We start from the raw sequence: 21,774 nt of genomic DNA on the forward strand, positions 1-21,774 counted from the left end.
GCGCTCCCATTTTTAATAGCCATCGTCTACATCTCTTCGCACATAATCATCCGCAAACTGGGGAGTCGCAGGATGCTTGTTTTTTCCATTCTTCTCGCTGCCATGGCGCCGTCGCCCGCCGCCGCCGTCGACAATTCGCGTGCGGTCTTCACCAAATGCCTGCGCGATCACATGAAGAAGTCGCTCGAGGCAAAGATGGGCGAAGCCGAATATGAACTCGCGCTCAAGGAAACCTGCGGCACCGAACGCGATGCGTTCCGCAGCGCAATAGTCGCGCTCGATCGCGCCGATGGCGACACTGCCGCCGAAGCGGCCGAAGACGCCGATTCGCAGGTCGAGGATTACCACGCGACCTTCATCGACAAGTTCAAGGATTATACCGAAACCAAGACAATGCCCGCCGACTAGACGCGGGACGAGGCGGGCGGACCAATTCGGACCGTCCGGCCATCACCCGCCATGCGGTGGCGAACGACCCGACGGGTCTCGGCCGGTTGCGGAATTTCTGCCACCCTCCCGCAGGGGGGAGCGGTTGGCGGTGGGCTTGCGACTTTGAATATACCCACTGCGCTGCGGCTAGCGAGCAAGCTCGCAACGCTCACTGCCGCTCCCCTTTGCGGGAGGGGAGGACAGCGGACGCTTCAAGGCTCCGCTTCCCATCCCATCCCCGCCGCACTTGATTATTCCCTACCCTAACCATCCCCAAACAGGCAGCGGCATCGCAGCGCCATCTCGTGCCACCAGCCGCCGTCGCGCCCGAAGCGCGTTCGCGTCCGTTCGACCCGCGCCCCCGCCATCGCCCGGCCGTCGGCACCGCCGCGCAGCGCCCCCGCGATCGCCCCGCCGCGCCGGCAATCGTATAAGGGAAACATCTAGCGACAGGCTCGGCGCCCGCGAACCGGCGTTGGCCGGGCACCGCGCCGCTCGGCGTCAGCGAGCCGGTCCCGCCCTCGTTGCACAGCGCGCGCACCATATCGGCGAAAAAGGGGGTCGGCATGGCAGGACCATCCTGTCGAATATTGACCTAATTTTGGAGTGGAATGCCGGCCGGTAGGCGCCCGGCCCGTCCCGAAAGGGAAGGGAGCCGGGACCGGGCGCCCTCGCGCACCAGCCGCTTTAGCTGGCGGCGAACTTAAACAGCTTGATGGCGTTCGAATCGATGATCGCACCGCCCACCCTTTTGGTTGCATAGAAATGCACGAAAGGCTTGTTGCTGAACGGATCGCGCAAGATTCCCGCCACCCGCGCCGACGCCGCGACATTCGACGATTCTGCCAGCGATGCCAGAAAAATGTCCATCTGACTGCGAGCCGGACGTGGCCTGCCACCCGTCTCCCAAAACAAAGGGCCGGAACGCCCCTCCCGCATCGAAGGGTGCCGGCCCCAAACGCAGTTCTTCATGATGTGACCTCGTGCCATAAGAGCGTGGTAATATCAATAGAAAATAACCTATATGGCTATTAGCTTGTCCGACCAGGAGATGGCGCCAAGGTCGCGCGCTGATCTCCCCTCCTGCAGGCGGGAGGGGAGGAGAAAATCACAACCCACCATCCCTTTCCCACCCGCTCGATTGACGCGCCGCGCCAGATGGTTACACCCTCAACCATCCACCGGAAAAAGGGGCACCCATATTATGCGCAAACTCGCCTTGCTCGGCGCGAGCCTTCTCACCCTCGCAGCGCAGCCGCTTCACGCGCAGCAAGGCGCCGTTTCCGAGCCCGCGAGCGCGCCCGCCGCAACCGCCTCCGCGCCGGATGACGCAACCGGCAGCGCACAGACCGGGCCGCAGCGCCGGTTCACCGGTGAGGATCTTTTCGGCCTCGCCGCCGCATCGGACCCGCAGATCAGCCCGGACGGGCGCCACATCGCCTATGTCCGCCGCGCGAACGACATCATGTCCGACCGCGCGGTCAGCACGATCTGGCTGGTCGACACCCAGACCGGCGCCGAAGTCCCCGCTGCGGGACGCGGCGGTGATGCCTTTTCGCCGCGCTGGTCGCCCGACGGCAAGCGGCTTGCCTATGCATCGACCGAGGGCGGCAGCGTCCAGCTCTGGGTGCGCTGGATGGACGGAGGCGAGGCGGTAAAGCTCACCGGCCTGCCGACCAGCCCGTCGAGCATCACCTGGTCGCCCGATGGCCGGTCGATCGCCTATACGATGCTCGTCAAGGACGATGCGCCGCGGTTCGGCAAGGCCCCCGCGAACAAGCCCGAAGGCGCCAAATGGGCCGCGCCGCTGGAGGTCCACGACCTGCTCACCTACCGCGCCGACGGCCAGGGCTATATCGAACCGGGGTTCGAAAAGATCTTCCTTGTCTCGGCGACCGGCGGCGCGCCGCGCCAGCTGACCTTCGGCCCCTATCATGACGGCGGCCCGCTCAGCTGGTCGCGCGACGGCGCAATGCTCTATTTCAGCGCCGACCGCCGCCCCGACTGGGAAAGCGATCCGCTCGAAAGCAACATCTATGCGCTCGACGTCGCGAGCGGCTCGATCTCTCAGCTCACGACGCGCAAGGGCCCCGATGCCAATCCGCTGGTATCGCCCGACGGTCGGATGATCGCCTATCTCGGGTTCGACGACCGGCTGCGCGCCTATGAAAACACCGGCCTCTACGTGATGAACCGCGACGGATCGAACAGCCGCCGCATCGCCCCCGACTGGGATTTCAGCGTCGACGGCCTCGCGTGGGACGCCGACGGGCGGGGCCTCTATGCCCAATATGACGAGCATGGCGAAACCAAAGTGGCACGCATCGGCCTCGACGGATCGGTCCGCAACGTCGCCAGCGGATTGACGAGCAGCGGACTCGACCGGCCCTATTCGGGAGGCAGCTTTTCGGTCGCCGACAATGACGCGATCGCCTTCACCGGCGGCGGCCCGGCGCGGCCGGCCGAAGTCGAACTGGCGGCCGGCGGCAAAACGCGCGTCCTCACCGACCTCAACCGCACGCTGCGCGAGGTGAAGGCGCTGGGCGAGGTGCGCAAGATCACCGCCACGTCGAGCGTCGAGGGGCTGTCGATCGACGGCTGGCTCACCCTGCCGCCGGGCTATCGCGAGGGGCAGCGCGTACCGCTGATCCTGGAAATCCATGGCGGGCCGTTCGCCGCTTATGGACCGCATTTTTCGACCGATAACCAGCTTTATGCCGCGGCGGGCTATGCCGTCCTCTCGGCAAACCCGCGCGGCTCGACCAGCTATGGCGCGGCCTTCGCCAATGCGATCGACAAAAATTATCCCGGCAATGATTATTTCGACCTGATGAGCATCGTCGATCGCGCGATCGACCTCGGCATCGCCGACCCCGACGCGCTCTTCGTCACCGGCGGGTCTGGGGGCGGCGTGCTGACGAGCTGGATCGTCGGCAAGACCGACCGCTTCAAGGCCGCGGTAGCCCAAAAGCCCGTCATCAACTGGACGACGCAGGCGCTCACTGCCGACGGTCCCGCCTTCTTCGGCCGTTACTGGATCGGCGCGATGCCGTGGGAGGATCAGACGCCGTTCTGGAGCCATTCGCCGCTGTCGCTGGTCGGCAACGTCAAGACCCCGACCATGGTCGTCGTCGGCAGCGAGGATTATCGCACCCCGGTCAGCGAGTCGGAGCAATATTATACCGCGCTGCGTCTGCGCGGCATCCCGACGGTGCTGGTCAAGGTGCCGGGCGCCAGCCACGGCGGCATCGCAGCCCGCCCGTCGCAGGCTGCCGCAAAGGCATCGGCGATCCTCGCCTGGTTCGAAAAATACAAGAAGGGGTGGACGCCGGCCGCCAAGGATTGAGCGCGGGCTGGCGCCCGCGCGAGACTTGCTTGGTCGGACAGGTGGGTGCCTCTGGCCCCCGCCGCTCTACGGCGGTTCCAATTGCCGCGCATCCTGCTAGGGTCGGCGCTTCCCCAACCAACGGAGCCTGCTCCCCTGATGTTTCTGCGTCCTCTCGCCGCCCTGCTCGCTGCCGCCTTTGCCGTCCCCGCACTTGCGCAGGATATTAGCACCGCCAATCTGACCGAGACTGTCCGCACCCTCGCGTCGGACCAGTTTCAGGGCCGCGCCCCCGGAACGGTCGGCGAAGAGCGTACCGTCGGCTATCTGATCGGCCGGCTTCAGGCGCTCGGACTCGAACCCGCCGGCCCGAACGGCGAATGGACGCAGCCGGTGCCGCTGCTCCATACGCGCCTCGGCACCCCGACCGCGCTCGCCTTCGACCGGCAGGGCAGCGCCACCCCGCTCACCCTCGGCACCGACATCTATGTGTCGAGCCAGCAGGACAAGGATAGGGCGGCGATCGCCGATGCGCCGATGGTCTTCGTCGGCTATGGCGTCCACGCGCCCGAACGCGGCTGGGACGACTTCAAGGGCGTCGACCTCAAGGGCAAGGTCGCGGTCTTTCTGGTCAACGACCCCGATTTCGTCGCGACGAAGGGCGAAGACAGCTTCGGCAAATTCGGCGGCCGCACGATGACCTACTATGGCCGCTGGACCTACAAGTTCGAAGAAGCGGCCCGCCGCGGCGCCATCGCGGCGCTGATCGTCCACGACACCGACGGCGCAGGCTATGGCTGGAACGTCGTGAAAAGCCCTGGCGGCGAAAACTACAGCCTCGTCGTACCACCCGAAAAGGCGACCAGCCTTGCGCTTCAGGGCTGGATTTCGGGCGAGGCTTCGACCCGGCTGTTTGCATCAGCCGGTCAGGATCTCGCAAAGCTGCGCATTGCGGCCCGGCGCAAGGATTTTCGTCCCGTCGACCTCGGCACCGGCTTTCGGGCGTCGATTCCGGTCACGCATGAGGTCGTGCGCAGTCAGAATGTTCTCGCCAAAATCTCGGGCACCGACCGTGCTGACGAGGTCGTGATGTTTGGCGCGCATTGGGATGCCTATGGCGAGGGCAAGCCCGACGAAAAGGGCCGCATCTACCGCGCCGGTGCGAACGACGACGCGCTCGGCGTTGCGGCGCTGATCGAAATCGCACGCGGTTTCAAGGCCGCACCGCCCACCGATCGCACGCTGCTTTTCGCCTTCTGGACCGCCGAAGAGCGCGGCCTTCTCGGGTCTGAGGCCTATGCACAGGCGCCCGTCTATCCGGTTGAAAAGACGGTCGCGAACCTTGGCATCGACATTCTTCAGACGGCAGGCAAGTCAAAGGACGTCATTCTCGTCGGCAAGGGCCAGGGCACGCTCGAGGATGATCTCGCCCGCGTCGCCGCGATGCAGGGCCGCACCGTATCGCCCGAAAGCCTTCCCGAACGCGGCCTCTTCTTCCGCGCCGATCATTTCAGCATGGCCAAGCGCGGCGTCCCCGTGTTGCTGCTCATGGGCATCGCCGGCGTGTCCGACCTTGTCGAAGGCGGCAAGGAAGCAGGGCAGAAATGGGTCGATGACTATACCGGCCGCTGTTACCATCAAGCTTGCGACGCATGGGACGAAAGCTGGAACTTGGCAGGCGCCGCGCAGGATATCGCGCTCTTCTACACAATCGGCGACGAGCTCGCGCGTTCGGGCAAATGGCCCGGCTGGAAGAGCGGCAGCGAGTTCAAGGCGCTGCGCGACCAGACCGCCGCTACCCGCAAATAGCATCTTGGCTGCGAGGCGGCCGGGCGGTCGGTAGAGAGAGAGAAGACGCCCCGTCGCCGCGCCTTGCCCGGCGCTTCGCCTGCGTATAACTCCGGCCCATGACCACCGACAAGATCTACATCAGCGCCAACGACCTTCTTGCCGATTCGTTGCGGCTCGGGATGCAGGTGATCGACAGCGGTTTTGCGCCGACACATCTCGTCGGCATCTGGCGCGGCGGGGCGCCCGTCGGCATCGCGGTCCAGGAATTGCTCGAATATCACGGCGTTCACAGCGACCATATCGCGATCCGCACCTCATCCTATCACGGCATCGACCGCCAGGACACGCAGGTGAAGGTCTTCGCGCTCGGCTATCTGATCGATACACTCGATCCCGAGGACCGGCTGCTCATCATCGACGATGTTTTCGATAGCGGTCGCAGCATTCGAGCCTTTCTCGCCGAACTCAGGGCGCGATGCCGCCACAACATGCCGCGCGATATCCGGATCGCGACCGTCTATTACAAACCGCGCCGCAACGTCACCGATCTCAAACCTGACTTCTTCGTCCATGAGACCGACCAATGGCTGATCTTCCCGCACGAAATCGACGGGCTGACGATCGACGAGATACGCCGCCACAAGCCCGAGGCGGCGATCATCCTGCGCGAAGGAACGGAGACGCCGCATGGCTGACGATTTTGCTACCCCGGCGGACCGGGCGGCCTTCATCGCCGCGCTCCCGAAGGCGGAGTTGCACCTTCATATCGAAGGGTCGCTCGAACCCGAACTGATGTTCGAACTCGCGCGGCGCAACGGCATCGCCATCCCCTTCGCGACCGTAGAGGACGTCCGCGCTGCCTATGCCTTTTCGAACCTCCAGGATTTCCTCGACATCTATTATCAGGGAATGGGCGTCCTGCAGACCGAACAGGATTTCTATGACCTGACGGCCGCCTATCTCGCGCGCGCGCATGCCGACGGCGTCCGCCATGCCGAAATCTTCTTCGATCCCCAGGGCCATACTGCGCGCGGCATCCCCTTCGCGACCGTCATCGGCGGTATCACCCGCGCGCTCGACGATGCGCAGGCCCGTTATGATATGAGCTCGCGGCTCATCATGTGCTTTCTTCGCCATCTCAGCGAGGAGGAGGCAGAGGCGACGCTCGACGAAGCGCGCCCATGGCTCGACCGGATCGACGGAGTCGGTCTCGATTCGTCCGAAGTCGGCCACCCGCCCGCCAAGTTCCAGCGCGTCTTCGCCCGCGCCCGCAACCTCGGCCTGCGCCTCGTTGCCCATGCCGGTGAGGAGGGGCCGCCCGAATATGTGCACGAAGCGCTCGATCTGCTGGGCGTCGATCGCATCGACCACGGCAATCGCAGCCTCGAGGACGAAGCCCTCGTCGCGCGGCTCGCCGATGACGCGATGTGTCTGACCGTGTGCCCGCTTTCCAATCTCAAGCTTTGCGTCGTCGACGACATGACCGCGCATCCGCTCAAGGCGATGCTGGATGCCGGGCTTCTTGCCACCGTGAACAGCGACGACCCAAGCTATTTCGGCGGCTATGTGAACGCCAACTACACCGTCGTCGCCGATGCGCTCGATCTGTCGCGGGACGAGCTTGTCACGCTCGCCCGCAACAGTTTTCTCGGCGCCTTCCTCGATGACGACGCCAAGGCGCGTCATCTCGCCGCGATCGACGCCTACGCGGCCTAGAATTTCCCGCGAACCGAGAAAGCGAAGATCGGCCCGATCAACCGGTCGCGCTTTTCGACGAAGGCAATCGGGCTTTCGCCGCGCAATCCCGTCCATACCGTGCGGTCGCGCTTCGACCTTGCATTGAGGATGTTCGCCACCGTCGCACGGACCGTCAGACCGAACACATCCTTGTTCTCGACAAAGATGTTGGCGAACACAGGCCCTTCCCACGCGGTGTCGATCTGGTTGCGGCGATAGACCGGCTGGTAATGCGAATGGTTGGCGCTTGCGCCCCAGGCCCAGTCGCTACCGGGAATATCGTGGCGCAGACTCAGCTCGACGACCCGGTCGGTGAAGCCGTTCCACTGGCGCGTCTCGCCGGTGAAGGGGTCGCGCAGCGAGCTTTTCTGAAGTAGCAGCCGGGTTTCGATCTTCATGCCCTTGATGCCGGCCGGATCGAGATTGATCGTCGAGGTCCAGTCGATCGCGCCGGCGCGCGCCTTGGCAATATTGCCGACGCCTTCGCCATCGCCGATCGGGATCACGTCGACCCGGTCTTCGACATCGCGGTACACGAAGAACAGCTTTGTCGATCCCCACGCCCCGAACCGCTTGTTGACTTCCAGTTCATAGCTCCAGTCCTGCTGCGGCCGCAGATCGGTGTTGCTGCCATTCTGGTTGTCGTCGTTCAGGAAGGCGCGCGCGAGGAAATCGTAGAAGCTCAACTGCAGCACGCGGCGTCGGATCTTGAGCGACATGTCGAAATCGGGCGCCGGTGCCCAGGCGATCGACAGCGATCCCTTCGGTCGGAAGAAGCTGCGCGTCAGGCCGTTCGCGCCGCTTTGCGTGATCGTTGATCGCTCGGCGCCCGCAACGATCTGCACGTTCAGCTTGTCGGTGATCTTGCGGCCAAAGCTCAACAGGCTTTCGTAGCGATCCTCCTTCACGCCGCCGGTACCGCCCGGGAACGGAAGCTCGACGAAAGCCCCCGTCGGATCGAGCGTATAAAGCGCCGCAACATTGTCGAGCGTGTTGAACGCCGCCTCCCCCGACAACTCCCAATCGCCCCCCAGCATCTTCCACTGATATTCGCCGCGCGCGATCGTCTCGCCGATATCGCCCGTCTGGGTGAAGCGATCGCCGACCGCGGGCGATCCGTCCGAAAAGCTGGTGATTACTTCCTGCGAATAGGGTTCGTGGCTGAAGCGGCGCAGCCCGATCAGCTTCAGCTTTCCGGGGCCGACCCCGAACTGGTAATCGCCGTTGACTTCGTAATTCCAGCTGTTCGGATTTTCGCGAACGGTGCGATATTCGTCGGGGGCGCCATCGCGCGTCCGACGTCCGAATTCGACATAGGGATTATAGATGCGCTGATAATGGGCGCCCAGATGGCCTACCGTATCGGCGGGGCCGTCCCAGGTCAGCCGCCCTGAAAGCTTGGGCGTGTCATAGGGACTGCGCCAGACATCGTGGCGGCGCTCGATGATGTTGCCGTCGCCGTCGGTGATGATCGTCGGCCCACCCGCGGAACTGCGCGCCGAATCATTGTTATAGAGACCCAGTTCATATTCGATCGCTCCCTTGCGGCCGCGGACCGAAATGTCGCCGCGCGTGTAGAGCGGATGCGCATAATGAGCGCGAAACTCGGGCTTCCACGCAAATTGACCCGAAAAATCGTCGGCGCGATAAACGATATTGGCCACCTGACCCGATAGACCGGGGATATCGAGCGAGGCGCCGTCGACGATTTCGATGCGTTCGACATTCCCGGCGGGAATGCGCGACAGCAATGTCACCATATCGTCCGACTTCGTCGAGGGACGCTCGCCGTTGAACAGGACATTGCCTGTCGCCTGCCCGAGCCCGCGGAGCTGTTCATTGTCGCGGATCGAAAAGCCCGGAACCTGATTGAGCATGTCATAGGCGTTCTTGGGCGCGTAGCGGACGAAGTCGGCGGGGGTGAAGACCTGCCGCGCGCTGCCGCCACTCGCCGGAGCGGCGGCCGGAGCCGGGACCGGCGGCGGGGCTGCGCTGTCGACCGCCGCATCCTGCGCGCACGCAGTCGTCGCCGACATCGATGCGGCAAGGGCGGCCGCCAGCGCCATTGCGCTCGTCATCCGCATCACTGCGTGCCTCCGGCTGCCGCATTCATCGAGCGCGCATAGTCGGGGGTAATTCCCAACGCCTTCATGCTGATCACCTGGTCGGAGGTCAGCTTTGCATATCCGGCCGCTGCCAGCCCGCGCACATAGTCGCGGTCGACGCCCAGCGCCTTGCACGCGATCGCATCGTTGATCGAGGTGAGCCGAAGCGCGCCCGATTGGAGGTCGCGGACATAGGCGGGCGTCACCTTCAACGCTGCCGCCGCGACAAGTTCGCCGGTGTGCGGACGAAGCCCCGCGTCGATCAGGCCGTCGGCCAGTTCCACCGTCGCATCGACCATCAACATGGCGAGTTGTTCCTTGCGCGTCGGCGTGCCGACACCGCGGCTCTCCAGCGCGGTCGCGAAGCCGGCATCGGGCGCAAAGCGGCATTGTCCCTCGCCCTCATAGGCTGCGTGCAGACTGCCCGTGCAATCGAGGCGGCCCGCCGCGTGCACCACGCTGAAGCTGACCGGGCCGCGCCCGCCGCCCAGCGTGTCCCGCGCCGCGGAAAATTCCGCGCGGGCACCGTCGAGAGCGACACTGCTGGTTGATTGCTTGGCGCGAAGCTGCAGGCGCGGATCGCCGTCGCCGTCGTCGGGCTGCGAGACATCCCAGCGGATCGCGCTGCTCTCCTGGGCCGAGGCCGCGGTCGGCTGCGCAGGGGCGGCGCAGGCGATCAAGGTCAACAGCACGCTGCCGGCGGCGACGAACAATGTCTTCGATTGCGGTTTCATTGGGGGCACTCCTCCTCCGTGCGCCGGGCGAGCATCATCGCTCGCCGCCGCAGCGGCGTTTCAAAATCAGGCTTCGATGAGCGGCGGCTTGGCTTCGGCCAGTGGCCGAAGGGTCAGTCCTGCGGCGCCGCGGGATTTTCGGGCGGCGCTGGCGGGCGCGGCGGACTTATCCGCGTGACCTTGCCGTCGGCGCTGCGCGCCTCGAGCGTTCCGTCCGAGCCGATGCGCGCGGTCGCGCCCGAACTGGACCGGACTTCGCTATAGGCCCCGCCCCAATTGCCCAGCGCGCGCGCCTCGATCGCGTCGTCGGGGTCGCGCATCGCGCGGCCCGCGGCACGCATCTGGCGGACATAGTCGCCGGTGACGCCCATGGCCCGCATCGCCGTCAGATCGTCGAGATTCACATCGGGGAAATAGCGGCGCATGTCGCGGGCATAGGCCGGGTCGATGCCCACCGCTTTCGCGCCAACCAGATCGCCGACGTCGGCGTTCGGAAAGACACGGCGCATCGCGTTGATATAGGCCGGGTCGACGCCGGTCGCCTTGGCCGCGATAATGTCGTCGGCATCAGCATGGCCGCTTTCGCGCATCTTGCGGACATCGTCGGGTGTCACGCCGACCGCGCGCATGCCGACAAGATCGTCGGGCGACAGCGGCTTGCGGGCAGTAGCAGGGGCCGGCTTGTCGGTCCGCTCGCCCGCCGAACCCACGGCCGCGGCGGACTGCAATGCCGCGGCCGGGGCGGTTGCGACAGGGGTGTGGACAGGCCCCGACGCGGACGGTGTGGCAGTCGCGGAAAAGGCGGCGAGCGGCGCCGATACGCCGGCGAGCAGCACCAGGCTCATCAGAACCCAGCTCGCGCTGGCGGGTCCGCGCTTCAGGCTGCCGTCGAGGACGCGGGTGATCCGGCGCTTCAGGCTGTTCTGCGCCGGCGCGACCCCGTGGGCGGCAAGCAGCGCGCCCTGATTGTCGTGACGCGCCGCGCCGACGAGCAGCGAGGCATAGTCGGGACCGTCGATGTCGGCGAGCAGCACGGCATCATCGGCCGCTTCCTCGCGCAATTGATGGCTCTCGCGCGCCAGCATCCAGACGAGCGGATTGAACCAGAACAGCGCGCAGGCAAGGCGCGCCGCGAGCAGTTTCGCCCAGTCGAGCCGCGCGACATGCGCCAGTTCGTGCGCGATGATCGCCTCGGCCTCGGCCACGGCATCGACGGCGGCCGGGTTAAGCACGATCGTCGGGCGGACCACGCCCCAACTGATCGGCGAGCGCAGTTCGTTGCTGACCAGCAGCGCTGTCCCATGCTTGAAGCCCATCCGCCGCTGCGCTTCGGCGAGCGCCGACAGCCACGAAGGCTGAACCAGCACATCGGCTCGGCCGCGCATCGCGAACAGCCGCACCACGGCAACCGTCATCAAAAGGGCAAGCAGGAACAGGGGAAAGCTGTACACCCAGATGGCGAGGTCGGCCATCGCGGGCAGCGTCCAACCGGCATCGGCTTTGCTATCCGCAGCCATGGCCGGCGCCGCAGCGCCGGGCTGAGCCGCCGCCGCGGGAGGCGCCTCGACGACCGCCGGTGGCGCCGACATTGCAGGCGCAGATGCTTCGACCCAGTCGGCGGGCAGCGGGGCCCATTCGGGAAGCGCCAGCGTCGCCACGGGCAGCAGCAGCAGCGCCGCCAGCCCGGCATGCGCGATAAGCGAACGCTCGCCTGCCGAACGCGACCGCGCGAGGCGCAGCAACAGCAGCGTCAGCCCGGCGATGATCGCCGATTTCCAGGCAAGACCCAGCAGGGTCGCGGCGGTGATCATCATTTCGTCCTCCCTTCGCGCGCTTCGGCGATCAGCTTTTCCAGCTCATCGAGATCGCCCGCACTCATCTTGTCCTGCATGCCGAGCAGCGCCGCGGCGGCGCTGGTCGCCGATCCGTTGAAAAAGACGCGCACCACCTGGGTCAGCGCCGATTTGCTCGCCGTCTTCTCCTCGACGCTCGGCGCATAGAGAAAGCCGCGATCCGATGCCTCGCGCACGACGAAGCCTTTGGCCTCGAGCCGCTTGAGCATCGCGCGGATCGCCGATCCGGACAGTTCGGCGGGCAAAGCCTCGCCGATTTCGGTCACGGTCGACGCGCCACGTTCGTAAAGAATATCGACAATTTCGCGTTCCCGCGGGGGCAAGCTCGACAACATGCGAATCACCTTTCGCGCTACATTTGTAGCGTGCTACATTTGTAGCGCATGCTTGGCAAGGGGTTTTATTCGACCAACACACATGCTTGCGGCAAAGCCCCCGAAACCATAGGGTCGCGGCATGATAGGAGGACAACCATGATCGATTTCGCACTGGATCGCCGGACGCTGCTGGCGGGCATGGGCATGGCATCGGCGGGGCTTGCGATGCCGGCATGGGGTGCGGACAGCGCCGACGCGCGCCTCGATGCACTGCTCACCCGCCAGTTCGATCAGGCGCTGATCGATGACCCGACCCGCGCCGCGAGCCTGGGCCTCGATATCGGTGCGCGCGCCGGGCTGCGAGCGCGATTTCCCGACTGGTCGGCCGCCGCGCGGACCGCACGCGACCGCCGGATCGACACCGACCTTGCCGCACTACGCGCGATCGATCGCGGTGCGCTCGGCGATAATGCGCGGGTGGCCTATGACAGCGCCGAATTCGATCTTGTGGCCCGCCAGCGACTGGCCCGCTTCCCCTATCACACCGGCGGCTTTGCGCACCGCGCCGGTCCCTATGCAGTCACGCAGCTCGGCGGCTTCTATACCGGCGTCAGCACCTTTCTCGACAGCCAGCATCCGGTGAAGACCAAGGCCGACGCCGATGCCTATATCGCGCGAATGGAGGCAACGCCGGCGCTCCTCGACGATGATAGCGCGATCGTGCGCGCCAATGCCGCGATGGGCGTCGTCGCGCCGCGCTTCATCATCGAACAGGCCCTGCAGCAGCTCGGCCGTTTGCGTGACGGCGATGCGGCGTCGAAGACGATCGTCGCCTCGCTCGCCCGCCGCGCCAACGCCATCGGCCTCACCGGCTATGATGCGCGCGCGCAGGTGATATTCGAAGGTCCGATCCGCGCTGCTCTGACGCGTCAGATCGAGGTGCTGACGGCGCTGCTGCCTAAGGCCGGTGACGAGGCGGGCGTATCGCGCCTTCCGGACGGTCCCGCCTATTATGCGGCGACGCTGGCGCAGCACACGACCACCGACATGACCGCCGAGCAGATCCATCAATTGGGGCTCGACCAGCTTGCCGATCTGCACGCGCGCATGGACAAGCTGCTCACCGCGCAGGGCTTCAAAGAGGGCAGCCTACGCCAGCGGCTCGACGCGCTGACCGCAACCGACGGCCAGTTGTTCGCCAATGACGATACGGGGCGCGCGGCGCTGCTCGCCTATCTCAACGATCGGCTCACCACCATTCGCGCCCGCCTGCCGCAAGTGTTCAGCCGGATGCCGCGCGCGCCCTATGAAATCCGCCGCGTCCCGCCCGAGATCGAGATCGGCGCTCCTGGCGGTTCGGCGCAGGCCGGCACCCCCGACGGGTCGCGCCCGGGCATTTTCTTCATCAACCTGCGCGATACGCACGAGTGGCCGCGCTACACGCTGCCGACGCTCGCCTTTCACGAGGGAGCGCCGGGGCATCTGTTCGAAAATGCCCTGAAGTTCGAGGACGCGGCATTGCCGCTTTACCGCCAATCCTCTTACGTCACGGCCTATGGCGAAGGCTGGGGGCTGTATGCCGAGCAGGTTGCCGCCGAGCTCGGGATGTACGGCGACGATCCGCTCGGCGAGATCGGCTATCTGGCGTCCTATGCGTTTCGCGCCTCACGCCTCGTCGTCGATACCGGGCTGCACGCCAAGGGCTGGAATCGCCAGCAGGCGATCGAATTCATGGTCGAAAACTCGTCCGAAACGCCAAGTTCGGCGCGAACCGAGATCGACCGCTACATCGTCTATCCGGGGCAAGCCTGTTCGTACAAGGTCGGTCAGACCGCGATCAGCCGGCTGCGTGATGAGGTTTCGTCGCACCGGGATTATGACATCAAGCGCTTCCACGACGTCGTGCTCGGGGCCGGACGCATCCCGCTTGCGGTGCTCGAACGCCGCGTACGCGACGCCTTTCCGGCCTGAGTTATTTCCCTCGGCCGCCCGTGCCGCTATCTGCAGCGGGCAGTCGAGGGAGTTTGACGATGCCGATCAAGGCCGCCCGTCTCTATAATGATGGCAAGCTCGTGCGTGAGCTGGGCCCGAACGAGGCCATTCCCGATCATTGCGATCCGGGCGACTTTTTCTGGCTCGGCCTGTTCGAGCCGACCCCCGGCGAGCTGGAGGGGATCGCCAGGCGCTTCGGCCTGCATCCGCTGGCGGTCGAGGACGCGCTGAAGGCCAACCAGCTGCCAAAGGTCGAAGCCTATGGCGAGCAATTGTTCGTCGTCGCCAGCACCGGCAATCGCGATGGCGACACGATCCAGTCGGGCGAAACCGCCTTCTTCCTTGGTCGCCATTTCATCGTAAGTGTCCGTCACGGGTCGGCGCGGACGCACAGCGAGGTGCGCGCGCGGCTCGAATCCTTGCCGGCGAAACTGGCGCACGGCCCCGATTATGTACTTTATGCGATTCTCGATTTCATCGTCGACGGCTATTTCCCGGTGATCGACGCGATCGAGGACCGGCTGCTTACGGTCGAGGAAAGCGTCATGGACACGCCGCTCGACGCCGACGACATCCGGCATCTTTACGGCCAGCGGCACGAGATCATCCGCTTTCAACGCCTGGTCGGATTGATGAAGGATGTCGCATCACGCCTGACCAGCGATGCCGACCTGCCGTGCATCGACGATGCCGTGCGCCCCTTTTTCCGCGACATCTGGGACCATGTGCAGCGCGCCGAATTCCGCCTCGTCGGATTGCGTGATGTCGCGGCGTCGGTCGTCGACACCAACAATCTGCTCGAACAGCAGCGGCAGGGCGCGATCACGCGCCAGCTTGCGGCCTGGGCCGCCATTCTGGCCGTACCCACCGCGATCGCCGGCATTTACGGCATGAATTTCGAGCATATGCCCGAACTCGGCTGGACCTTCGGCTACCCCTTCGCGCTTGCCTTGATGGGCAGCGTGTGCGCGCTCCTCTATTGGCGCTTCAAGCGGATCGGCTGGCTCTAACGTCGGCCCGCTCTTGCCCGGTCGCCACCGGGACGTTATCTGTCATCCGTCATCTTTTTAAGGAGTCGGAGGATCATGGACCGCAACTGAACGCATCGCCCCTAGCCTTGCCTTCAGGAAAGCCTTTTCCATGTCTACGATCACCCTCTCCCGCCTCGGCTGGTCGACCCCCGACGGTCGCCGCATATTTTCCGATCTCGACCTTCAGTTTCGCCCGGAACGCACGGGTATCGTCGGTCGCAATGGCGTCGGCAAGTCGACCCTGTTGCGCCTGATCGCGGGTGAGGCAACGCCGACGAACGGCGCGATCAGCCGCGGCGCGCGCATCGCCATGCTGCACCAGACGGTGCAGGTTGCCGCCGATGCGACAATTGCCGACCTGTTCGGCGCGCGCCCGGCGCTGGCCCTGCTCGCGCGCGCCGAAGCGGGGACGGCGTCGCTCGACGACATCGCAGAGGCCGACTGGACGCTGGCTTCGCGGATCGACGAGGCGCTGGCCGGTGTCGACCTGCCGCTCGATGTCGCGACGCCGCTTGTGCATCTTTCGGGTGGGCAACGCACGCGCGCCGCGCTCGCCGGCGCGATATTCGAGCAGCCCGATTTTCTGCTGCTTGACGAACCGACCAACAATCTCGACCGGCAGGGCCGGGAGGCGGTGCGCGCGATCCTGCGCGACTGGCAGGGCGGCGCGATCGTCGTCAGTCACGACCGCCAACTGCTCGAGGAGATGGATGCGATCGTCGAACTGACCGCGACGGGCGCCGCGCGCTATGGCGGCGGCTGGAGCGCCTATTCCGCGCGCAAGGCGGTCGAACAGGCGGCCCTTGAGGCCGAGCTTGCCACCGCAGAGAAGCGCGTCGATCAGGCCCAGCGCCAAGCGCAGGCCGCCGCCGAGCGGCAGGATCGCCGCGATTCGCGGGGCCGGAAAAATGCGGCGCGCGGCGACATGCCGCGCATTGTGATGGGGGCAATGCAGCGCCGCGCCGAAGAATCACGCGCTGCCGCCGGGCGGCTGGCCGAACGCCAGCAGGGACAGGCCGAGCAGGCGCTCGCCGCGGCGCGCAGCCGGATCGAGATCGTCGATCCGCTGGCGATCGCGCTGCCGTCGACGGGTCTCCCGGCTTCGCGGACGGTCGTAGCGTTGGAGCATGTCCGCGCGGGCTATGACGGCGGCGCACCCGTCATCGATGATTTGTCGTTCACGATCACGGGACCCGAGCGATTGGCAATCACCGGCCCGAACGGATCGGGCAAATCGACGCTGCTCGCGCTGATCGCCGGAACACTGACGCCCTGGTCGGGGAGCGTGCGCGTCGGTGTGCCGTTCGCGCTGTTCGATCAGCGCGTCGCGCTGCTCGATCCGCTACTTTCGATCGCCGACAATTTCCTGCGGCGCAACCCCGGGGTCGGCAACAATGCCTGCCGCGCCGCGCTCGCACGCTTCCGCTTTCGCGCCGACGCCGCCGATCGCATCGTCGGCACGCTCAGCGGCGGGCAGGTGCTTCGCGCCGGGCTCGCCTGCGTCCTCGGCGCGCCGCAGCCACCGCAGATGCTGATCCTCGATGAACCCGGCAATCATCTCGATCTCGATTCGCTCGCCGCGATCGAAACCGGGCTCGCGGCCTATGACGGCGCGCTCATCGTCGTCAGCCACGATCCGGCCTTTCTGGACGCGATCGGGGTGAACCGCGAGCTGGCGCTGGGCGACGACTGCGGCCTGCCCTCACCCGGCTGACACGCCAGCGACTTGCCAGCGACGTCTGGCTGTGGCAGGGGCGCCGCTCCCACGGCGTGGGGCGCTTAGCTCAGTTGGTAGAGCATCTCGTTTACACCGAGAGGGTCGGCGGTTCGAGCCCGTCAGCGCCCACCATCCCCGGCCGGACCCGAATGGGGCGGGCCGCGTCTCTTGATCCAGCGCAATGACCGCGCGCCGCGCGCGCGTCAGAACTTCCGTGTCGCACATGCCAATCGGGAGTCTGGAGATGTTTGCACGCAATGTTGGCACAATCGACCGCCTGCTGCGGATCGTCATTGGCGTAATGCTGATCGTTCTCGCCGCGTACGAGCGTATCGGCCCGTGGGGCTATATCGGGGTGGTGCCGCTGCTCACCGGCCTGTCGAGCCGCTGTCCCGCCTATTCGCTGCTCGGGGTCAGCACCTGTCCGCGCGGCTGAGGCGACGCACGTTCCACAGCGTGAAAAGGCCGATCGCGGCCCAGATGATGTTGAGGCCGGCGGACGGCAGGGCACCGTTATAGCCCGAATTGATGACGAAGCCGGTGGCGCCGACGACGTTCATCCATTGATAGGCCGCGCCGCGCGGTTCGAGCTTGCCGAGCGAGAGCAGCACATAGCTTGCCAGAATGATCGCGGCCGCGGTCCAGCCGATCACCTCGATCATGATCTGAAGCAGGTTCATCGCCCTATTCCCAAAGAAAACGCCCGCCCCGGTAAGGGGGCGGGCGCGTGTTGCCGATTATCCTGCGGCAATCAGGCCGCGAGCTTGCGCAGCACATAGTGCAGGATGCCGCCGTTCATATAATATTCGACCTCGTTCGCGGTGTCGATGCGGCACAGCGTATCGAAGCTGAAGGTCGAGCCGTCGGGGCGCGTGACCTCGACCGTCACCGTCTGGCGCGGCTTGATGTCGGCGATACCCGTGATGGTGAAGCTGTCGTCGCCGGTCAGGCCCAGCGTCTCGCGGGTCTGCCCCTCGAGGAACTGGAGCGGCAGCACGCCCATGCCGACAAGGTTCGAGCGGTGGATGCGCTCGAAGCTTTCGACGATGACGGCGCGGACGCCGAGCAGGTTAGTGCCCTTCGCCGCCCAGTCGCGCGACGAGCCGGTGCCATATTCCTTGCCGGCGATCACCACGAGCGGGGTGCCATCGGCCTTGTGGCGCATCGCGGCGTCGTAGATCGGCATGACTTCCTGGCCATAACGCGACATGCCGCCTTCGATGCCCGGGACCATTTCATTCTTGATGCGGATGTTGGCGAAGGTGCCGCGCATCATCACTTCGTGGTGGCCGCGGCGTGCGCCATAGCTGTTGAAGTCGGCCTTGCTGACCTGATGTTCCATCAGCCATTTTCCGGCCGGCGAGTCCGCCTTGATGCTGCCCGCCGGAGAAATATGGTCGGTGGTGATGCTGTCGCCGAGGATCGCAAGCGGCTTTGCGCCGACGATGTCGCTGACCGGTGCCGGCGTCATCGACATGCCCTCGAAATAGGGCGGGTTGGCGACATAGGTCGAGCCAGCGCGCCACTGATAGGTGTCGCTGCCCTCGACCTCGATCTTCTGCCAGTGCGCGTCGCCCTTGTAGACGTGCGCGTAGCGCGCCTCGAACATGTCGCGGTCGACCGCGCCGGCGACCATGTCGGCGACTTCCTGGTTGGTCGGCCAGATGTCCTTGAGGAAAACGTCCTGCCCGTCCTTGCCGGTGCCGATCGGGGTGGTGGTGAAATCCTCGATCACCGTGCCCTTGAGCGCATAGGCGACAACGAGCGGCGGAGAGGCGAGGAAGTTGGCGCGCACGTCAGGCGACACGCGGCCTTCGAAGTTGCGGTTGCCCGAAATGACCGCCGCGGCGACGAGGCCATTCTCGTTGATCGCCTTCGAAATCGGCTCGGCAAGCGGACCCGAGTTGCCGATGCACGTCGTGCAGCCATAGCCCACGAGGTTGAAGCCGATATTGTCGAGATGCTTCTGCAGCCCGGCCTTTTCGAGATAGTCGGTTACGACCTGCGATCCCGGCGCGAGGCTGGTCTTGACCCACGGCTTGGGCTTCAGGCCCAGCTCGTCGGCCTTTTTGGCGACGAGCCCCGCGGCAACGAGAACGCCGGGGTTCGAGGTGTTGGTGCAGCTGGTGATCGCGGCGATGGTGACGTCGCCGTCGCCGATGTCGAAATCCTTGCCCTCGACCGGCACGCGCGTCTGCGCCTTGTTATAGACCTTTGCCATGTCGGCATTGAACACATCGTCGACATCGGGAAGCGAGACCCGGTCCTGCGGCCGCTTCGGCCCGGCGAGCGACGGGACGACGGTCGACAGGTCGAGTTCGAGCGTGTCTGTGAATACAGGGTCCGCCGCGCCGTCGACGATCCACAGCCCCTGCGCCTTCGCATAGGCTTCGACCAGCGCGATATTTTCTTCGCTGCGGCCGGTCAGGCGCATGTAATCGATCGTCTTGTCGTCGATGCCGAAGAAGCCGCACGTCGCGCCATATTCGGGCGCCATATTGGCGAGCGTCGCGCGGTCGGCGAGGCTCAGCGAAGCGAGGCCGGGGCCGAAATATTCGACGAAGCGGCCGACGACGCCCTTGGCGCGCAGCATCTGCGTCGCGGTGAGCACGAGGTCGGTCGCGGTGACGCCTTCCTTCAGCTTGCCGGTGAATTTGAAGCCAACGACTTCGGGGATCAGCATCGACACGGGCTGGCCGAGCATCGCGGCTTCCGCTTCAATCCCGCCGACGCCCCAGCCGAGGACGCCGAGGCCGTTGATCATCGTCGTGTGGCTGTCGGTGCCGACGCAGGTGTCGGGATAGGCGACGGTGGTGCCGTCGGCATCCTCGCTCGACCACACCGCCTGCGCGATATGCTCGAGGTTGACCTGGTGGCAGATGCCGGTGCCGGGAGGCACCGCCTTGAAGTTCGACAGCGACTTCGACCCCCATTTCAGGAAGTCATAGCGTTCGCCGTTGCGATAATATTCGATCTCGACATTCTGCTCGAACGCCTTGGGCGTGCCGAATTCGTCGACCATGACCGAGTGGTCGATGACGAGGTGGACGGGGACGAGCGGGTTGATCTTGGTCGTGTCGCCGCCGAGCTTGGCAATCGCATCGCGCATCGCGGCAAGGTCAACGACGCAGGGAACGCCGGTGAAATCCTGCAGCAGCACGCGCGCCGGGCGATACTGGATTTCGCGGTTCGAATGGGGATCCTTCTGCCAGTCGACCAGCGCCTGGACGTCATCGGTCGAAACGGTGAAGCCGCCGTCCTCGAAGCGCAGCAGATTTTCGAGCAGCACCTTCATGCTGAACGGCAGGCGCGAAACATCGCCCAGCTTTGCTGCCGCCTTTTCGAGCGAATAATAGGCGTAACTCTTGCCGCCGACATTCAGCGTCGAGCGGGTTCCGAGCGTGTCGTGGCCGGTGGTGGTCATAGGTCAGCAGTCCCCATGTTGGCGCGGCGGGGAATGACGGCCGGCCGCCCAAGCCAGGAGAGCGGGGCAAGCGGAGTCGCACGCGCGGGTTTATGTCCGCGCCGCCTTACGCCGGAAGGCAGGAATTGCAAGGGGGTGGCGGTGGACGATGCACGCGAACCCGGCCTTTCGTCCACGGGCGGCGCCCGAAATTTCCCCGGACCAGGACACAAAGCGCCGCGGTCCCGAAGCTTTGTTATTCGGGATGACGATCCCGCCCGAACAATCGCGTCAGGCAGTACCGCGCACCGCGAGGCGGACGGGTATGCGGGTGCCGTCGCGGGCGTGGGCATCATCCTCCAGCGCCATGGCGACGAGCGCCTCACCCGCGGCGTCGAGATCGGGCTCGATCGTGGTGAGCGCTGGGTCGGCGAGCGTGCCGGCGCGAATGCCGTCGAAGCCGATCAGCGCGACGTCGCCGGGCACGCTGCGCCCCATATCCTTGATCCCCTGTAGCACCCCCAGCGCGAGCATGTCGCTGGCAGCGAAAATACCGTCGATGTCGGGATGCGCGGCGAGCAGAGCACGCGCGGCGGCGATGCCCTCTGCATGGCGATCTTCCGCCGGCGGCGGCTCGGCGAGGATGGGGGCGAGGCCTTGCGCGGCGAGCGCTGCGGTGAAGCCGTCGCGGCGCTCGTCGAACTGGCGCTGCGGCGAGCGCTGCGGGCCGACGAAGGCGAGGCGGCGACGGCCTGAGGCGACGAGATGATCGGCGGCGAGGCGCCCGCCCACCTCATTATCGCTGCGCATCCAGTGGAAGTCCCCGCCGGGGCTGCCCCAGCAGGTGAAATCATGCCCCGATGCCTGCGCCGCGGCGAAATAATCCCACGCGGCGCGGTTGCTGGTCGTGCCGATGACGATCATCGCGTCGGCGAGCCCCGAGCGAACGAAATCGGCGCGGAAATTGGCTTCGCTCTCCTGAAAGGAAACGAGCAGGTTGAAGCCGCGTGCCGAGGTGGCGGCGGCGATGCTGCCGAGCAGCGCAAAGTAGAAAGGGTTGATCGCGCTGCGGTCTTCGCCTGGGCGGCAGATAGTAACGAGCGCGATCGTCTCGCTGCTTTTGAGGCGGAGCGACGAGGCGTGGCGATCGACAACATAGCCAAGCTCGGCCGCCGCCTGCGCGACGCGGGCGCGCGTTTCGGCGTTGACGCCGGGGCTGCTGCGCAGCGCGCGCGAGACGGTCGACTGCGACACGCCCGCGCGCTCGGCGACGTCGAACGATGTCGGGCGCAGGGTTTTCATGTGCAGTCCGTCTCCCCTCTTACGCCGTCTCTTGCGTC

Annotated in this window: 17 protein-coding genes, 1 tRNA gene and 1 pseudogene; 10 read left to right on the forward strand and 9 right to left on the reverse strand. The window is 65.8% G+C overall.

Annotation, left to right across the window (positions count from 1 at the left end):
- Positions 1-72 precede the first annotated feature (72 nt).
- Entirely contained in the window at positions 73-408 is a 336-nt protein-coding gene (locus AOA14_RS05690) for a hypothetical protein (RefSeq protein WP_062901109.1), read from the forward strand.
- A 284-nt stretch (positions 409-692) separates the two neighbouring features.
- Here the strand turns inward: AOA14_RS05690 and AOA14_RS05695 are convergent, their stop codons facing one another.
- Together AOA14_RS05695 and AOA14_RS19670 are read right to left on the reverse strand one after the other, a co-directional pair.
- Positions 693-872 carry a hypothetical protein gene (locus tag AOA14_RS05695; protein WP_062901110.1) on the reverse strand — a complete coding sequence of 60 codons (180 nt, stop codon included), beginning with the start codon at positions 870-872 and terminating at the stop codon, positions 693-695.
- A gap of 244 nt (positions 873-1,116) precedes the next feature.
- Positions 1,117-1,236, reverse strand: a pseudogene (locus tag AOA14_RS19670) (phage major capsid protein); the annotation flags it as partial.
- A gap of 397 nt (positions 1,237-1,633) precedes the next feature.
- Here AOA14_RS19670 and AOA14_RS05705 point away from each other — a divergent pair.
- The 4 genes from AOA14_RS05705 (at position 1,634) to AOA14_RS05720 (ending at position 7,261) form a co-directional block, all read left to right on the forward strand.
- The gene (locus AOA14_RS05705) at positions 1,634-3,775 is read left to right on the forward strand and encodes a S9 family peptidase (RefSeq protein ID WP_062901112.1); all 2,142 of its coding nucleotides are present in this window, start codon (positions 1,634-1,636) and stop codon (positions 3,773-3,775) included.
- 138 nt (positions 3,776-3,913) lie between these two features.
- Entirely contained in the window at positions 3,914-5,563 is a 1,650-nt protein-coding gene (locus tag AOA14_RS05710; protein ID WP_062901113.1) for a M28 family metallopeptidase, read from the forward strand.
- Positions 5,564-5,661: 98 nt separating this feature from the next.
- On the forward strand, positions 5,662-6,240 hold the full coding sequence (locus AOA14_RS05715) for a phosphoribosyltransferase (RefSeq protein WP_062901114.1): 579 nt from the start codon (positions 5,662-5,664) through the stop codon (positions 6,238-6,240).
- Positions 6,233-7,261 (forward strand): adenosine deaminase, encoded by a 1,029-nt coding sequence (locus AOA14_RS05720; RefSeq protein WP_062901115.1) that lies wholly within the window; start codon positions 6,233-6,235, stop codon positions 7,259-7,261. The genes AOA14_RS05715 and AOA14_RS05720 overlap by 8 nt, the downstream gene beginning before the upstream one ends.
- On the opposite strand, the gene AOA14_RS05725 is transcribed toward AOA14_RS05720, so the two are convergent.
- The 4 genes from AOA14_RS05725 to AOA14_RS05740 all read right to left on the reverse strand — a co-directional run bounded on the left by AOA14_RS05725 (position 7,258) and on the right by AOA14_RS05740 (position 12,240).
- Positions 7,258-9,366: a TonB-dependent receptor plug domain-containing protein gene (locus AOA14_RS05725; protein WP_062901116.1), complete on the reverse strand. Its 2,109-nt coding sequence runs from the start codon at positions 9,364-9,366 to the stop codon at positions 7,258-7,260. The two genes, AOA14_RS05720 and AOA14_RS05725, sit on opposite strands and share 4 nt — an antisense overlap.
- Positions 9,366-10,121, reverse strand: coding sequence for a hypothetical protein (locus AOA14_RS05730; protein ID WP_186401242.1), 756 nt, complete (start codon positions 10,119-10,121; stop codon positions 9,366-9,368). The genes AOA14_RS05725 and AOA14_RS05730 overlap by 1 nt, the downstream gene beginning before the upstream one ends.
- Before the next feature lie 113 nt (positions 10,122-10,234).
- Positions 10,235-11,935 carry a M56 family metallopeptidase gene (locus AOA14_RS05735; protein ID WP_062901118.1) on the reverse strand — a complete coding sequence of 567 codons (1,701 nt, stop codon included), beginning with the start codon at positions 11,933-11,935 and terminating at the stop codon, positions 10,235-10,237.
- Positions 11,932-12,240, reverse strand: a complete 309-nt coding sequence (locus AOA14_RS05740) for a BlaI/MecI/CopY family transcriptional regulator (protein ID WP_231292882.1) — start codon at positions 12,238-12,240, stop codon at positions 11,932-11,934. The genes AOA14_RS05735 and AOA14_RS05740 overlap by 4 nt, the downstream gene beginning before the upstream one ends.
- Before the next feature lie 207 nt (positions 12,241-12,447).
- On the opposite strand from AOA14_RS05740, the gene AOA14_RS05745 reads away from it, so the two are divergent.
- The 5 genes from AOA14_RS05745 to AOA14_RS05765 all read left to right on the forward strand — a co-directional run bounded on the left by AOA14_RS05745 (position 12,448) and on the right by AOA14_RS05765 (position 17,467).
- Entirely contained in the window at positions 12,448-14,262 is a 1,815-nt protein-coding gene (locus AOA14_RS05745) for a DUF885 domain-containing protein (protein WP_062901119.1), read from the forward strand.
- A gap of 59 nt (positions 14,263-14,321) precedes the next feature.
- Positions 14,322-15,293: a magnesium and cobalt transport protein CorA gene (locus AOA14_RS05750; protein ID WP_062901120.1), complete on the forward strand. Its 972-nt coding sequence runs from the start codon at positions 14,322-14,324 to the stop codon at positions 15,291-15,293.
- Between the two features lie 130 nt (positions 15,294-15,423).
- Positions 15,424-17,028, forward strand: a complete 1,605-nt coding sequence (locus tag AOA14_RS05755; RefSeq protein WP_062901121.1) for an ABC-F family ATP-binding cassette domain-containing protein — start codon at positions 15,424-15,426, stop codon at positions 17,026-17,028.
- Between the two features lie 59 nt (positions 17,029-17,087).
- Positions 17,088-17,163: transfer RNA gene (locus AOA14_RS05760), tRNA-Val, on the forward strand.
- Positions 17,164-17,275: 112 nt separating this feature from the next.
- A complete protein-coding gene (locus tag AOA14_RS05765; RefSeq protein WP_062903031.1) occupies positions 17,276-17,467 on the forward strand; it encodes a YgaP family membrane protein in 192 nt (63 codons plus the stop codon).
- On the opposite strand, the gene AOA14_RS05770 is transcribed toward AOA14_RS05765, so the two are convergent.
- The 3 genes from AOA14_RS05770 to AOA14_RS05780 all read right to left on the reverse strand — a co-directional run bounded on the left by AOA14_RS05770 (position 17,445) and on the right by AOA14_RS05780 (position 21,736).
- Entirely contained in the window at positions 17,445-17,711 is a 267-nt protein-coding gene (locus AOA14_RS05770; protein WP_003043326.1) for a CBU_0592 family membrane protein, read from the reverse strand. The two genes, AOA14_RS05765 and AOA14_RS05770, sit on opposite strands and share 23 nt — an antisense overlap.
- 71 nt (positions 17,712-17,782) lie before the next feature.
- Positions 17,783-20,455 (reverse strand): aconitate hydratase AcnA, encoded by a 2,673-nt coding sequence (acnA, locus tag AOA14_RS05775; RefSeq protein ID WP_062901122.1) that lies wholly within the window; start codon positions 20,453-20,455, stop codon positions 17,783-17,785.
- 270 nt (positions 20,456-20,725) lie between these two features.
- On the reverse strand, positions 20,726-21,736 hold the full coding sequence (locus AOA14_RS05780) for a LacI family DNA-binding transcriptional regulator (protein ID WP_062901123.1): 1,011 nt from the start codon (positions 21,734-21,736) through the stop codon (positions 20,726-20,728).
- Positions 21,737-21,774: the final 38 nt, after the last annotated feature.

It is taken from the genome of Sphingopyxis terrae subsp. terrae NBRC 15098, from assembly GCF_001610975.1.
GTDB lineage: Bacteria > Pseudomonadota > Alphaproteobacteria > Sphingomonadales > Sphingomonadaceae > Sphingopyxis > Sphingopyxis terrae_A.

What these genes read in the sequence shown, in the direction of transcription:
- AOA14_RS05690 (WP_062901109.1), top strand. Translation starts at nt 73, where the DNA reads ATGCTTGTTTTTTCCATTCTTCTCGCTGCCATGGCGCCGTCGCCCGCC.
- AOA14_RS05695 (WP_062901110.1), bottom strand. Translation starts at nt 872, where the DNA reads ATGTTTCCCTTATACGATTGCCGGCGCGGCGGGGCGATCGCGGGGGCG.
- AOA14_RS05705 (WP_062901112.1), top strand. Translation starts at nt 1,634, where the DNA reads ATGCGCAAACTCGCCTTGCTCGGCGCGAGCCTTCTCACCCTCGCAGCG.
- AOA14_RS05710 (WP_062901113.1), top strand. Translation starts at nt 3,914, where the DNA reads ATGTTTCTGCGTCCTCTCGCCGCCCTGCTCGCTGCCGCCTTTGCCGTC.
- AOA14_RS05715 (WP_062901114.1), top strand. Translation starts at nt 5,662, where the DNA reads ATGACCACCGACAAGATCTACATCAGCGCCAACGACCTTCTTGCCGAT.
- AOA14_RS05720 (WP_062901115.1), top strand. Translation starts at nt 6,233, where the DNA reads ATGGCTGACGATTTTGCTACCCCGGCGGACCGGGCGGCCTTCATCGCC.
- AOA14_RS05725 (WP_062901116.1), bottom strand. Translation starts at nt 9,366, where the DNA reads ATGCGGATGACGAGCGCAATGGCGCTGGCGGCCGCCCTTGCCGCATCG.
- AOA14_RS05730 (WP_186401242.1), bottom strand. Translation starts at nt 10,121, where the DNA reads ATGAAACCGCAATCGAAGACATTGTTCGTCGCCGCCGGCAGCGTGCTG.
- AOA14_RS05735 (WP_062901118.1), bottom strand. Translation starts at nt 11,935, where the DNA reads ATGATGATCACCGCCGCGACCCTGCTGGGTCTTGCCTGGAAATCGGCG.
- AOA14_RS05745 (WP_062901119.1), top strand. Translation starts at nt 12,448, where the DNA reads ATGATCGATTTCGCACTGGATCGCCGGACGCTGCTGGCGGGCATGGGC.
- AOA14_RS05750 (WP_062901120.1), top strand. Translation starts at nt 14,322, where the DNA reads ATGCCGATCAAGGCCGCCCGTCTCTATAATGATGGCAAGCTCGTGCGT.
- AOA14_RS05755 (WP_062901121.1), top strand. Translation starts at nt 15,424, where the DNA reads ATGTCTACGATCACCCTCTCCCGCCTCGGCTGGTCGACCCCCGACGGT.
- AOA14_RS05765 (WP_062903031.1), top strand. Translation starts at nt 17,276, where the DNA reads ATGTTTGCACGCAATGTTGGCACAATCGACCGCCTGCTGCGGATCGTC.
- AOA14_RS05770 (WP_003043326.1), bottom strand. Translation starts at nt 17,711, where the DNA reads ATGAACCTGCTTCAGATCATGATCGAGGTGATCGGCTGGACCGCGGCC.
- acnA (WP_062901122.1), bottom strand. Translation starts at nt 20,455, where the DNA reads ATGACCACCACCGGCCACGACACGCTCGGAACCCGCTCGACGCTGAAT.
- AOA14_RS05780 (WP_062901123.1), bottom strand. Translation starts at nt 21,736, where the DNA reads ATGAAAACCCTGCGCCCGACATCGTTCGACGTCGCCGAGCGCGCGGGC.